A 12,736-nucleotide genomic window follows, 5' to 3' on the forward strand; every position below is an offset into this window, starting at 1 on the left:
TACAGAGTGTTAATTTATTGATAGATTGATATAGAGCCTCGTATCAAATTCTGCTTTTAATATACTAGAAGAAAAACGGTTGGAAATGGGGTAGCACTTATAGGGATAGTATAGAGAAAGGTTACTAGCTGGCTTCAAAGCAACTGTTGCAAAGGGAGAGGAGATTCAATACAATAGTGTTGCATTACATGAGAAATATGTTTTAGCACAAATCTAGCTAAAAATGTTTATACAAATACATTTAAAATTGATGGGGGAATTATGATCAAAAGTTTTTATCTTTTAAAGCCTAAAATGTTTACGGCAGATATATATTATAAAGTTTTTATTACAGGTGACTGTATATATTTTATAAAGATTGGCGGACAGTTTCATAGCCGACATGCTTATAAAAAACAATTACCTGGTATTTCAGAGCTATTGTTTTTGTTTTGGTTCAAAAAAATTGAGAAAAAACAATTAAACTTAGAAACTGAAATAGATGCAAAAATACATACTGGCGATGTACATGAACTCTTGCAATTAAAGAATAACTTTTCAATTGAAATAAATATAATTGAAGAGGTACTATTAAATAAACGAGGAACGTTTCATACAGGTTTTAATGATAATGGAACGATTTCCTTCATGTTAAAAAATGGTCAAAAAATAAAGTTCATCATCCCGGAAGAAACTTTATTTTCATCTATAGAAGAAATTTTCGACCAATATGAACAGACAATCTTTGTAAGGGAAGTGTTTTAAAGGAAACGATTAATTTATTATCTTTTTAATAAAGTGATAGAAAGCTTCATTAAAAAGATGAAGCTTTTTACTTATAAAAGATAACAAAAGTAATACATTCATTACTACATTTGTGTGTGAATTCAAGAAAAATTAAACCACCTAGCCCCTAAAGAGAATATAGGAAGCAGATGGTTTAGGTGTTTTGAGAGGTATCCTGTTTTCAGGATTTAGTTCAAATTATTGATTTGCATTTTTATATCGAGTAAATTTAAGTTTCTGGAATAATTGTAATAGCGACAGTCCGAACCGGAGTCTCTATTTCGTCGCCTTTACTTTGGCTATTGTAGTATTTAATCATTAATTCGTTAAGTTCGTTTTGAAATTTTCCAAAGTGTTCTTCATCTAGCTTTAATTCTACTACAGAAAAAGTAGCAGTATCTTCTTGACTGTTTTGTTCCTCTAATTTCTTAAGGTAACTTTGATATTGTGTCATAAGTGATAACTGATAATAGGAAATGTAGTTTAACTTTTCATCATCAGATAATCCTTTCCATTCACTTCCTTCAATTTTTGCATCTTCTTCATTGATTGCGTAATATTTTTCAGAAACAGATTTTACCTTTTTTTCTTTAATTACATGAACGATACCTGAATCAACCATAGTTTGTAGCTGTCTATATAGTGTTGCTTGTGGTACATTTTTAATGATTTTTACCATTTCTAATGGTGTTAACCCATCTTCTTTATTTCTCATTAACACTTGGCAAATTTTCATTCTTACCGGATGCATTAAAATTTCAACTTTATTACTCATTATATCACCTTATGTATTGTTTTTTATTCTCATTATAAATAATGAGAATAATGATTGCAATCCATCCGCTTTTGTTTTATCATTATCAATAATGATAATGAGATTTAAAAGGAGTGATGACAATGAAAATACATTATGGATTGAATGATCTTAAAGACATTGATATTATGGCTTTTCTACCCATTATATTACCAGTTATTGCAGTGGGAGCACTTTTAGTTTTAATTGCATTCATTGATTTATATCGACATAGGAAAACAAGAAAAAATGTACTTGTATGGACGTTAATTATTCTTTTCGTTAATATATTGGGACCTATCTTGTACTTTGTTATAGGGAGAAAGGACAGTGAGAAATTATGAAATTAGAGATTAAAAATGTAACAAAATCATTTAAAGGAAAAATTGCTGTGAATAATTTCTCGATGGAACTGCAAGCAGGGGAATGCGTCGGATTAATTGGACCAAACGGAGCAGGGAAATCCACATTAATAAAAGTAATTTCGGATATTACTAATCCAACTGCTGGTGAAGTTTTATTGAATGGGATAAAAATATCAAAAATGAAAAGTGAAATTGGTTATTTACCTCAATATCCTAATTTTTTTCATTGGATGACAGCGAGAGAAACGCTTACGTTTATGGGCCAACTTTCGGGGTTGAAAAAAGAAGAATTGTCAAAGTCGATTCCAAAAATGTTGGAGAAAGTTGGACTAAAGGAAGAAGAAAATGCAAAGGTTAGTACATTTTCTGGTGGAATGAAACAACGACTTGGTATTGCACAAGCATTATTGCATAAACCTTCGCTTATTGTCATGGATGAACCAGTATCCGCATTAGATCCGATCGGCCGGCGGGAAGTATTGAATCTGATTAAAGAAATAAAAAAAGATACAACCATTTTATTATCAACCCACATCTTAAGCGATGCAGAAGAAATCTGTGAACGATTTGTCATTATAAAAGATGGAACAAAAATAGAAGACACAACGATTACGGAGCTTTTACAACGTAATCGTGAAAATAAATTAATGATTGAAATAACAACTAAAGATCAAAATTGGATTGAAGTTGTAAAGAAATTACCGTATGTGAAGAATGTAGAAGTGGTTGGGCTTAAAATCAAAGTGAAGGTTGAAAGTATCGAAATAAACAAAAATATGTTACTGCAAAATGCACTCGAACATAAAGTGGACATTGTTAAATTTAAAATGAGCAACGATACTTTAGAAGAAATTTTCTTGAAATTGGTGGTGTAAAAATGAATAACTCAATGGTATTGATAAAAAAAGAATATGTTCAAATGTTACGTGATTTTAAGATTATTTGGCTACCAATTGTTTTTATATTTTTAGGTGCAACACAGCCGATAGTAACTCATTATTTGCCATCAATTCTAGAAGCATTAGGTGGAGGCCAGGGAATTACAATTGATCTGAGTATGGCAGCGCAAAAAGGGGGCGAAGTATTAGCGAGTACTTTAGGATCCCAGTTTGATCAGCTTGGACTTATGATTCTAGTGATTTCTATGATGGGTGCAATTCAAACAGATAAAGCTAATGGTATGTTGGCCTTTATTTTAACAAGGCCCGTTACTGTTACTTCATATGTAGGTGGGAAAATAGTGTCAAACTATTTAATGGTAGCGTTTAGTGTAACAATTGGATACGTAGCTTCTTATCTATATGTAAATTTTCTTTTTACTGCCGTTCCATTTGCACACCTAATTACTGGATTACTATTTTATCTAATTTGGGTTCTTTTTATCGTATCTTTCACAACAATGATAAGTGCTATTTTTCACAGTCAAGGTATGATTGCATTAATTTCAATTGTTTTCCTTTTAGCCTGCAGAGTAATCGTCGGTTTGAATCCAATAATGGATCAGCTTAATCCAGCCGGTATGAGTAAGTATGCAATGGAAACGTTAGTCACGGGGGTAGTAAATTCAAACGCAATAATTACTGGATTACTAACTATAGTGTGGATTTTATTGACACTCTTCGTAACGTATTATTGGATTGCTAATAAAAAGTTTCATTATGAATAACCGTGATGAGGGTAGTGGTTTCAAATAAAACAACGCAATAAGAAGAAGCTTTCACTACCGTGGAAGCTTCTCCAAATGATGTGCAATATCAATATACATATTTGAGTAAACCGAATGTATTTCATTACTTGGCGTTGCGTTAGAAGAGAAGTGAGCGATTACCATATTTGCTTTCGGATCGATGTAAAGTGTTTGTCCGTAACTACCTAACACTTCGAAAGCACCTTGTTCATTGTGGGGAATCCACCATTGATTATGATAAGAAATGGAAGCTCCAGGGCCAATTGCAAGTTCACCTTCTTGGACATTTTTTACACTTTCTGTAATAGAAGAAGGGAGAATTTGTTTTCCGTTATATTCCCCATTGTTTAATAGTAATTGCCCGAATCTCGCCATATCTCTAGCAGTTGCATTTAATCCAGCACTAGCTTGTTCTACTTTTGTTTCATCTGTAACGTAATACGCGTTTTCTTCCATACCAATTTGAGACCAAATTCGTTCGCTTACATTTTCAGCTAGTGATTTACCAGTAATAGTTCTAATAATCCAAGCGAGCGTTTCTGTTGATCCGTTATTGTAAGAAAAGGAAGAACCAGGCGGTGCAGTTTCTTCGGCTTCCCATAACATATCATAAATTTTCATCGGACCGTCGTAATTTTTGCCGCGGGGTAAAATATTGCTAGCTAAATATAATTGTGCATCTTGATTTTCTAGCCCAGGTTGCTCATATCCATGAGTAGGATATTCAGCTGAAACTTGCATGTCCATTAATTGCTGAAGTGTGGCATTACCGAACGGTGTGTTTTTTAATTCTTTTATGTAAGTGTCAGCTGTTTTCTCTAAATCGATACGATTCTCTTCAGCGAGAGATTGTATAATTGCCCCGGTAAAGACTTTTGCTAATGATGCCATACCATGAGGTTCATTCTGTTTATACCCATTGAAATATCGTTCGTAAACAAGTTGTCCATTATGTACAACGACAAAAGCATCTGTTTTGTTATCATCTAAAAGTTTTTTTAGAGGAGTTGTATTTCCGAATCTACGCTCCACAGCAAAATCGTCTAAGTTTTGCAATGCGGAAGGGAAGTGAGCAATTTGGTCAGGATTGTTTTTTACGTCATTAACTAAAGTGAATTCTTTCATGTGTGTGTACGACCAACGTAAGTAAGGGTCATTTAACCAGTTTTCTTTTGTCACATTATGTTTTGATGGGGTCGTTTTATTTTGTTTGAAGTAAGTAAACCCAAGCCCTGTAATTACAAATATGAATGTTAGTATAAGTAAGAGTAGGGGAGATTTTTTTAGTTTCATATATGGCCCTCCTTTTTATTTCTACTATAAGTATACGCTCCTCTTGAAAGAAATACAAAATAAGGAAAGTAAACGGGGAAGTTTACTTTCCTTATTAACGTTAAGCGGAAATTTTTCCGTCTGTAGGTTGTTTCTTGAATTTTTGTTTTCGTCCGTGTAATCCATAATATAAAAGTAAAGTGAACGCAACGATAATAGCTGCGATAAAATACATATTATGATAACTGGATTTCGCTGCGACAATACCTAAAATGAAAGAACCAAAACCAATACCACTATCAAAGAATGAGAAATACGTAGCTGTCGCAGAACCACGTCTATGGTTTGGAGCGGCAGAAATCGCAATCGTTTGGAAACTCGGAATTAATGTCCCGTAACCTAAACCGATTAGCATACCTGCGCCAAGGAACCAAAATGAAGTTTGTGCTTGGCTTAATATGAACATTCCGATTGTGAAAATAATGATAGCAGGGTAAACGAGTACATTTTCACCGAAGCGATCAAAAATCTTTCCTGTAAATGGACGAGAAATAACAACAACAAGTGCGTATAAAATAAAGAAGTAACTTGCAATTTCACTTAAACCGAGTTCTTTCGCATAAATAGGAATAAAGGATAAAATACCACTATAAGAAAAAGCTAAAACAAATCCTGTAAGTGCAATCGGAATAGAAGATGGTTCGATTAAGTCTTTCCATTTCATTTTTTCACGTTTTTGTTTGCTAACAGGTGCTTCGTGCGGAATATCTACAAGTAGTCCTAATAAAAATGCAAGTAATGAAAATACGGAACAAACGATAAATAATACAGTAAACGAAAAATGAGAAATAATTGTTAAACCTAAAAAAGGACCAATTACCATCGGCAGACTCATAAATACGCCGAAATATGCAAGCGCTTCGCCTCGTCGATGAGCTGGCGCAACATCAGTTACAATCGTACCAGTAGCTGTCGTTGCCATCCCGAACCCAATACCGTGCAAGAAGCGAAGGGCAAGTAATAAGAATAAACTTTGCGCACCGAAATACATAACAGTAGCGGCTAAAAATAATGAAAGTGAAATAAATAATATTTTCTTTCTTCCTAAATCATCGAGCCATTTTCCTGTGAATGGTCTACATAAAACAGAAGAAATAAGAAACACAGTTGCAACTAAACCAATTTCCTCAGGTTTTCCTTTTAGGCCGTCTATGACATAGACAGGCAGAGTAGTCATAAGCATGTAAAATGTTAAGAAAAGAAATAGACTACTAAAACAAGTTCCGAGGAAATCCTTCGTCCAAAGTTTCTCACTTTGCATCGTCATCCCTCCAATTTAATCTAAATTTTTAATAATTTGTTGTAACACTTGAAATGCTTGATGTAAATCATCTTCATTAATACCTTCTAGCGTTTTTTCTTCGAAAGTATCAACTTCTTCTTGCCATACTGGAATCATCTTTATCGCCGTTTCGGATAAAGAAATGAGCTTCTCGCGGCGATCTTTACCTTCTGTACGAATAATCCATCCCATCGTTTCCATACGTGTTAACGTACGAGTCATCGTTGGTGATTCAACATTTAAATACTGGCACAATTCTGTTTGCGTACAAGAACCAGTTTGATTAATGCGGAAAATAACAGCCCATTGCGCACTAAATAACCCTGTTGGAGATACACGTTCATTAAATTTCTTCGTAAACTTTCGAGAAGTCTGGCTGACGATGTGAAAAAAATGTTGTTTTTCGTCCATGTATTTTGATCCTTTCAAATTAGTTACCTAGCTAACTATATACTTTTTTATAATAATTGTCTAGTAATAGACATGTTGATTTATGTAAAAAATTCTTATAGGTTTTATGTTGCGAACGTATATTCTACGTGCTATTCTTTAATTAAGTAAAGAATTTTCTTTCTATTAAATAGAATGGGGGAACTTGTGATGATTAAGCCTGCAACAATGGAGTTTGTTTCACTATCGAACGGAGAAACGATTGCATATCAGGAAGTTGGAAGGCGAAATACAGATATTCTTGTACTCATTCACGGGAACATGACATCGTCACAACACTTTGATTTAGTTATTGAAAAGTTGCAAGATCAATACCATATTTACGCTCTTGATTTAAGAGGGTTTGGACAATCAACGTATAATCAGTCGATAGATTCATTACAAGACTTTGCAGACGATGTAAAATTATTTATTGACGAGTTAAAGCTAGAGAAATTTTCATTAATGGGCTGGTCAATGGGTGGTGGCGTTGCGATGCAATTTACAGCGAATCACCCAACTTTTGTAGAAAAGTTAATTTTAGTAGAATCAGTAGGAATGAAAGGATACCCAATCTTTAAAAAAGATACGAATGGGCAGCCGATTGTATCAAGTTTAGTAAAGACGAAAGAAGAAATTGCGCAAGATCCAGTACAAATCGCTCCAGTATTAGATGCGATAAAAAATATGAACAAACTATATTACCGTACAGTATGGAATCTATTAATATATACACATAATCAACCTGAACCGGATCGTTATGAAAAGTATTTAGATGATATGTTAACGCAACGTAATTTCGTAGATGTGAATTATGCGCTCATTACATTTAATATTTCAGATGAACATAATGGGGTTGTAGAGGGAAGTAAACAAATTCATCGTATTAAAGCGCCAACACTCGTCATACAAGGTGATAGAGATTATGTCGTACCGCAAGTAGTCGGTGAGGAATTAGCGAAACATTTGCCAAATGCAGAGTTGAAGGTATTAGAAGATTGCGGACACTCGCCGTTTATTGATTGTTTAGATGTATTTATAAAACATGTAGAGGATTGGTTAGAACAGAAATAATCCCCGAAATGAGAAGTGTTGCATATACTATAACATTTGTATGTATAAGGGGAGATTATCAATGCATAAACCATCCTTAATCGCTTATTCGCCATATAATCATCATATCTATACAAAAATAATGATAGATCCGATGTATATGCAAGTTTCACCAGCTGTAGTTCCTTTACAAATGCAGCAGCCACTAACAGCTCATATGCAACATTACTTATATGGACCTTCATTTTATGAAAATCCATATTTTAAACACTTTCATTACAATGTGAAAGCGCAAGTTTGGGAAGGGTAAGATAACAAGCTAAAAGGTTCATTCTTTTAGCTTGTTTTTTATTGCGAATATTCGTACACGCATTTGAAGAAACAGTTTATAATGAAAAGTGGAAGCGTGAGAAGGAGAGGGACAGAGGATGTCAATGCGTTTTACTTTTTGGATTATGGTTGGGATTGTAGCAATCTCGGGTTTGTCACAAGGAATGCTCTTACCGGCCATTGCAATGATTTTTGAACAAGAAGGGGTTAGTTCAAGTATTAATGGTATTCATGCGACGGCATTGTACATTGGGATATTAGTTATTTCGCCGTTTCTTGAAAAACCGATGCAAAGGTTTGGAATGAAGCCGATTATTGTTATAGGTGGGTTTCTCGTTATTATTTCATTATTCTTTTTTACACAAACATTTTCATTTTGGGTATGGTTTATCCTTAGATTTCTAGTTGGAGTTGGAGATCATATGCTTCATGTCGGAACACAAACATGGATTACGACGACATCAGACCCAAGTAAAATAGGGAGACAAGTATCGATATACGGTGTATTCTTCGGAATTGGTTTTGCCGTTGGTCCGTATTTAGCAAGCACTGTGCAGTACGGTCTTGCAACACCATTTATTATATCTACTATACTTTGTTTAATAGGTTGGCTTTTACTACTTCCAACAAAAAATGCATTCCCAGCGCAAGATGAAAGAGAAGTGAAGAGTGAATCATCATTTTCTCGTTATAAACAAGTTGTTGGATTAGGATGGATTGCACTGCTGGGACCACTTGCATATGGCGTACTTGAAGCAATGTTAAACAGTAACTTACCAGTATACGCACTTCGTAAAGGGTGGTCTGTTTCAGATGTATCCTTCTTATTACCAGCATTTGCAGTTGGGGGTATTATTACACAAATTCCGCTCGGTATATTAAGTGACAAATACGGAAGGGACCGTATATTAACGTGGACGTTTAGCATAAGTACGGGCATTTTTCTACTTGCCGCCGTATTTGATCAATATTACTGGATCGTCTTTGCCTGCATGCTTTTAGCGGGTATGGTTATTGGATCGTGCTTCTCTTTAGGGCTTGGATTTATGACTGATTTATTACCGAGACACTTACTACCAGCAGGTAATATATTATCCGGAATCGCTTTTAGTTTAGGAAGTATTATGGGACCTGTATTAGGCGGCGTATTTATAGAAAAAATACAGTATACAAGCTTTTTTATTGCGGTTATGATTATAATGGGAATTCTCGCAATGTTATATATGGTCTACATGAAAAATCAATTCGCATCAAGAAAAATAGAAAGTAGGTTAGGGCATGACAAAACAATCTAATAAAAAGAAATTTGAAGTACTTGAAAATGAAACAATTACAGACTGCTTAGCACGTATGGAACAAGAAGGCTACGCTCCGTCTCGTCGTATGGAAGAGCCAATCTTTCATGAAGTAAAAAAAGACGGCAAAACAGTAGTTGAACCGTGCGGTAGGAAGATTGTTTTTGAAGGGAAATTGAAGTAATCCAATAACAAATTCTTTTTATAGTATAGAGCCATCCAATAGTTGGGTGGCTTGTTTTTTTATTAATCAATGAAGGAATTGAATAGAATGAATCTCTCGTTCATTTCTCCTAATTGGCTTCTTTATATGGGGCAAAAGATTGCTACTTTTTTCGTATATTGGTAAAATAAGTTCTTGGGTCTTACTTATTGTTATCGGTATAATGTTTGTCGCTTGAATGAAAGAAATTAGTTGCAAAAATTTCGCACTATGTAAAGGGTTACAGCAACGATCCCTTTTTTGGGAGGCACCTTAAACATAAAGCGAGAGAAGAGGCTATATGAACGATTCTCCCATCTTGTTTAAATATTAAACGAGTTACTGCAATTGGAACAGGTATATCAAACTAGTCGACATCCTGATGGATTATGTCTTTCTAGCAATCTATCATTTCTGATGGAATCGATAGATTGCTAGAAAGCGGAAAACAATTATTAGTATATTCCGAAGCAGGTGTAACAGAGTGTCCTTCCATAATTAAGGGTAAAACCAAAATACGTTGTTGTAAAGAATGATTTGTTAGAACTGGTTATAAGGAATAAAACAGAAAAGAGGATCACATGTTAGATACTTTACAGAGAAGTAAAAAGTTTTTTTTAGTATGTCTTATTTTTTTAGTGCTTTTAACCGCTTGTGGTAATACAGATGTTAAGACATCTAAAGCTTCATTACCACCGGCTGAATCCAATATAGATACATCATTAAAAGCACCAAATTGGGTAGAGAAAAGTCCTATCCAACAGTCTCCTAATTTTACTGAAGATAAAAAAATACAATCGGTTGTGAATTTAATAGCAACGGGTGATAATTTATATCATGACGCAGTAATTAAAGATGGCAAACAAAAAGACGGTTCATATGATTATAATTATATTTATGAAAATATCAAAAAAGCTGTTAAATCAAGTGATCTTGCTATAGTGAACCAGGAGACTCCGATTGCCGGAAATAATTTAAAAGTACAGGGATATCCGACTTTCAATACACCTGAAGAAGTAGGCCAATCTTTAGTGGACACTGGATTCAATATAGTGACGCAAGCGACAAATCACGCTATGGATATGGGTATTAAAGGTGTTGCGAATACAAGAGAATACTGGAAGAAATATCCGGATGTTATCCCGTTAGGTATTAATGAGAGTCAAAACGAGCGTAATGAAATAAAAACGATTACAAAAAATGGTATTCGTTTTGCGTTACTAAATTATACATATGGTACGAATGGAATTAAAATTCCAGCTGATAAGTCTTGGGCTTTAAATTTAATTGATAAAAAAGCGATCCAAAATGATGTGGAAAAGGCAAAGAGTAGCTCTGATATGGTGATTGTTATGGTGCATTGGGGAGTAGAATATACCTCAACACCTTCAAAGCAACAAAAAGAAGTTGCTCACTATTTAACAGATTTAGGTGTAGATGTAGTAATTGGAAATCATCCACATGTAATTCAACCAATTGAGTGGAAACAAAATAAAGATGGACATGAAACGCTAATCTATTATTCTCTTGGAAATCTTATTTCTGCGCAAGAAAAATTAGAAACATTAGTTGGAGGATTATCTTATGTACAATTTGTTAAGTATGAAGATAAAACTTTTGGTATACGACAAGCGGCAATCGTACCGACAGTAACCGACTATGCTGATGGTAAGAAACAATTTAAAATTCAATTTTTAAAAGATTATTCGGATGAAAATTCTAAAAAACATGGAATTAAAAAGTTTGTCGGCCCCGTTTCTTTGAAGGATTTCAAGGAGATTCCTAGAGACGTGTTGGGAAATTGGTATAAAGACTAATAAACAAAAAGGGAATGAGATACAATTAAAAAATTTATAATTTTAGCATTGGTATTGGCAATGGGATGGAGTCTTGCTGCTTGTAGTGGAAAGCAAACATCTCAGGCAACTACTAATAATAACGATAAAAATAAAAATGAAATACATGCGAAGAAAAAAGATGTTTTACCTATCTCTGATGTTAATGATTGGAGAATTATCCTTGTAAATAGAGAGCATATGTTATCAAAGGAACTAGGAATTGAATTAACAAGTATCACCCAAAATGCGAAGCCAAATATGAAAATAGATAGTAGAATTGCAACTTCCTATCAGGATATGGTAGCAGCTGCAAAAAAAGAGGGAATCAATCTTTATTTAAGATCAGGTTATCGAGCTATAAAATTACAACAAACTTATTATGATGCTTCAGTTAAAAGCTATAAATCTCAAGGTTTGTCGGATAAAGAGGCTAGTGCTAAGGCATTGGAATATCTTCAGTATCCTGGTGCAAGTGAACATCATACTGGATTAGCGTTAGACATTATTTCAGTTGAATGGCAGAATACTGTAGAAGATTTAAATGCAAAATTTGAAACTACCGATGCATTCAAATGGTTAGATAAGAATGCTGCAGAATATGGATTTACTCTCCGCTATCCAAAAGATAAAGAGAATATTACTGGCATTAAGTATGAGCCATGGCACTATCGTTATGTAGGAAAAGAAGTTGCTGTTTATCTAAAAGAAAAAGGGTTAACTTTAGAGGAATATAACGAAAAAATTAAGTCTGGTAAGTAAAAATATGTTTTAATTTTATTAAACATTATGCACTGCTACAGGAAAAGGTGAATCTGAGGATGTGTTAACCTTCCGCCTAGTATTGTAAAAACTGAGTATGATAATTTGAGCACGTATGAACCAGTTATCGTGTAAAAAGATGTATGTATTAAGAAATTAAAGTTAAGGATCTGATATTCATATCAGATCCTTTTTCTATCGTTCTCTTAAGCGCGACTGAGCCAAAATATTGGAATGAATATAGAAATAAAACAGCCTAAGGAATAGTATAACGAATCAGGGAGCCTACTCGTACGCTTCATTGGGATTATCCAGAAATAGTTGTTGATGAAATAAGAAAGAACTGGTCTTACTCTCAAGCAAGGATTTAATACGAATGAATTGGATAAAAGGTAGTAATAAAAAACACTGCGCTTGGCAGTGTTTTTTATTATTTCTGCACATAAATACATAGTCATATTGATTAAAGTTTCACTTTATTGAAGAAAAATGCGAAAGCCATTCATAAAATATGGAAATGTTAAAATCCCTTTGATAAAATAACAATATGTAAAAATAATTATTTGTTAATTCTTAATGTAATGAATATTCATGTTTAAATATACG

14 protein-coding genes are annotated in these 12,736 nt (G+C 33.9%); 10 read left to right on the top strand and 4 right to left on the bottom strand.

What is annotated here, in order from left to right:
- Positions 1-261: 261 nt before the first annotated feature.
- Positions 262-744 carry a hypothetical protein gene (locus tag DN404_RS07695; RefSeq protein ID WP_000597307.1) on the top strand — a complete coding sequence of 161 codons (483 nt, stop codon included), beginning with the start codon at positions 262-264 and terminating at the stop codon, positions 742-744.
- A 250-nt stretch (positions 745-994) separates the two neighbouring features.
- Here DN404_RS07695 and DN404_RS07700 read toward each other — a convergent pair whose 3' ends face one another.
- Positions 995-1,540, bottom strand: coding sequence for a transcriptional regulator (locus DN404_RS07700; protein WP_049108471.1), 546 nt, complete (start codon positions 1,538-1,540; stop codon positions 995-997).
- A gap of 122 nt (positions 1,541-1,662) precedes the next feature.
- On the opposite strand from DN404_RS07700, the gene DN404_RS07705 reads away from it, so the two are divergent.
- From DN404_RS07705 to DN404_RS07715, 3 genes are read left to right on the top strand one after another with little or no spacing between them, the layout of a single operon-like run.
- The gene (locus DN404_RS07705) at positions 1,663-1,902 is read left to right on the top strand and encodes a PLD nuclease N-terminal domain-containing protein (RefSeq protein WP_000690914.1); all 240 of its coding nucleotides are present in this window, start codon (positions 1,663-1,665) and stop codon (positions 1,900-1,902) included.
- Entirely contained in the window at positions 1,899-2,798 is a 900-nt protein-coding gene (locus DN404_RS07710; protein ID WP_016122861.1) for an ABC transporter ATP-binding protein, read from the top strand. The genes DN404_RS07705 and DN404_RS07710 overlap by 4 nt, the downstream gene beginning before the upstream one ends.
- Positions 2,799-2,800: 2 nt before the next feature.
- Positions 2,801-3,589 (top strand): ABC transporter permease subunit, encoded by a 789-nt coding sequence (locus tag DN404_RS07715; RefSeq protein WP_016122860.1) that lies wholly within the window; start codon positions 2,801-2,803, stop codon positions 3,587-3,589.
- A 54-nt stretch (positions 3,590-3,643) separates the two neighbouring features.
- On the opposite strand, the gene DN404_RS07720 is transcribed toward DN404_RS07715, so the two are convergent.
- The 3 genes from DN404_RS07720 to DN404_RS07730 form a co-directional block, all read right to left on the bottom strand.
- The gene (locus tag DN404_RS07720) at positions 3,644-4,903 is read right to left on the bottom strand and encodes a serine hydrolase domain-containing protein (protein WP_149214925.1); all 1,260 of its coding nucleotides are present in this window, start codon (positions 4,901-4,903) and stop codon (positions 3,644-3,646) included.
- A gap of 100 nt (positions 4,904-5,003) precedes the next feature.
- Positions 5,004-6,203, bottom strand: coding sequence for an MFS transporter (locus DN404_RS07725; RefSeq protein WP_001190318.1), 1,200 nt, complete (start codon positions 6,201-6,203; stop codon positions 5,004-5,006).
- Between the two features lie 15 nt (positions 6,204-6,218).
- Positions 6,219-6,635: a MarR family winged helix-turn-helix transcriptional regulator gene (locus tag DN404_RS07730; RefSeq protein WP_000343680.1), complete on the bottom strand. Its 417-nt coding sequence runs from the start codon at positions 6,633-6,635 to the stop codon at positions 6,219-6,221.
- A gap of 189 nt (positions 6,636-6,824) precedes the next feature.
- Here DN404_RS07730 and phaZ point away from each other — a divergent pair, with 189 nt between their 5' ends.
- The 6 genes from phaZ to DN404_RS07760 all read left to right on the top strand — a co-directional run bounded on the left by phaZ (position 6,825) and on the right by DN404_RS07760 (position 12,130).
- Positions 6,825-7,727, top strand: a complete 903-nt coding sequence (gene phaZ / locus DN404_RS07735) for an intracellular short-chain-length polyhydroxyalkanoate depolymerase (protein WP_006920435.1) — start codon at positions 6,825-6,827, stop codon at positions 7,725-7,727.
- A gap of 61 nt (positions 7,728-7,788) precedes the next feature.
- On the top strand, positions 7,789-8,016 hold the full coding sequence (locus DN404_RS07740) for a hypothetical protein (protein ID WP_000549500.1): 228 nt from the start codon (positions 7,789-7,791) through the stop codon (positions 8,014-8,016).
- A 118-nt stretch (positions 8,017-8,134) separates the two neighbouring features.
- Positions 8,135-9,331, top strand: coding sequence for an MFS transporter (locus DN404_RS07745; RefSeq protein WP_149214926.1), 1,197 nt, complete (start codon positions 8,135-8,137; stop codon positions 9,329-9,331).
- The gene (locus DN404_RS07750; protein WP_149214927.1) at positions 9,315-9,515 is read left to right on the top strand and encodes an NETI motif-containing protein; all 201 of its coding nucleotides are present in this window, start codon (positions 9,315-9,317) and stop codon (positions 9,513-9,515) included. The genes DN404_RS07745 and DN404_RS07750 overlap by 17 nt, the downstream gene beginning before the upstream one ends.
- A gap of 599 nt (positions 9,516-10,114) precedes the next feature.
- The gene (locus tag DN404_RS07755) at positions 10,115-11,350 is read left to right on the top strand and encodes a CapA family protein (RefSeq protein ID WP_149214928.1); all 1,236 of its coding nucleotides are present in this window, start codon (positions 10,115-10,117) and stop codon (positions 11,348-11,350) included.
- A 48-nt stretch (positions 11,351-11,398) separates the two neighbouring features.
- The gene (locus DN404_RS07760) at positions 11,399-12,130 is read left to right on the top strand and encodes a M15 family metallopeptidase (RefSeq protein ID WP_000241986.1); all 732 of its coding nucleotides are present in this window, start codon (positions 11,399-11,401) and stop codon (positions 12,128-12,130) included.
- Positions 12,131-12,736 lie beyond the last annotated feature (606 nt).

The sequence above is a fragment of the Bacillus sp. TE8-1 genome, from assembly GCF_008368855.1.
Lineage (GTDB): Bacteria > Bacillota > Bacilli > Bacillales > Bacillaceae_G > Bacillus_A > Bacillus_A cereus.

Bases quoted from the DNA above. Each gene is read 5' to 3' on its own strand.
- DN404_RS07730 (WP_000343680.1), bottom strand. From the start codon at position 6,635: ATGGACGAAAAACAACATTTTTTTCACATCGTCAGCCAGACTTCTCGA.
- DN404_RS07755 (WP_149214928.1), top strand. From the start codon at position 10,115: ATGTTAGATACTTTACAGAGAAGTAAAAAGTTTTTTTTAGTATGTCTT.
- DN404_RS07750 (WP_149214927.1), top strand. From the start codon at position 9,315: ATGACAAAACAATCTAATAAAAAGAAATTTGAAGTACTTGAAAATGAA.
- DN404_RS07740 (WP_000549500.1), top strand. From the start codon at position 7,789: ATGCATAAACCATCCTTAATCGCTTATTCGCCATATAATCATCATATC.
- DN404_RS07715 (WP_016122860.1), top strand. From the start codon at position 2,801: ATGAATAACTCAATGGTATTGATAAAAAAAGAATATGTTCAAATGTTA.
- DN404_RS07720 (WP_149214925.1), bottom strand. From the start codon at position 4,903: ATGAAACTAAAAAAATCTCCCCTACTCTTACTTATACTAACATTCATA.
- DN404_RS07705 (WP_000690914.1), top strand. From the start codon at position 1,663: ATGAAAATACATTATGGATTGAATGATCTTAAAGACATTGATATTATG.
- DN404_RS07725 (WP_001190318.1), bottom strand. From the start codon at position 6,203: ATGCAAAGTGAGAAACTTTGGACGAAGGATTTCCTCGGAACTTGTTTT.
- DN404_RS07710 (WP_016122861.1), top strand. From the start codon at position 1,899: ATGAAATTAGAGATTAAAAATGTAACAAAATCATTTAAAGGAAAAATT.
- DN404_RS07745 (WP_149214926.1), top strand. From the start codon at position 8,135: ATGTCAATGCGTTTTACTTTTTGGATTATGGTTGGGATTGTAGCAATC.
- DN404_RS07695 (WP_000597307.1), top strand. From the start codon at position 262: ATGATCAAAAGTTTTTATCTTTTAAAGCCTAAAATGTTTACGGCAGAT.
- phaZ (WP_006920435.1), top strand. From the start codon at position 6,825: ATGATTAAGCCTGCAACAATGGAGTTTGTTTCACTATCGAACGGAGAA.
- DN404_RS07700 (WP_049108471.1), bottom strand. From the start codon at position 1,540: ATGAGTAATAAAGTTGAAATTTTAATGCATCCGGTAAGAATGAAAATT.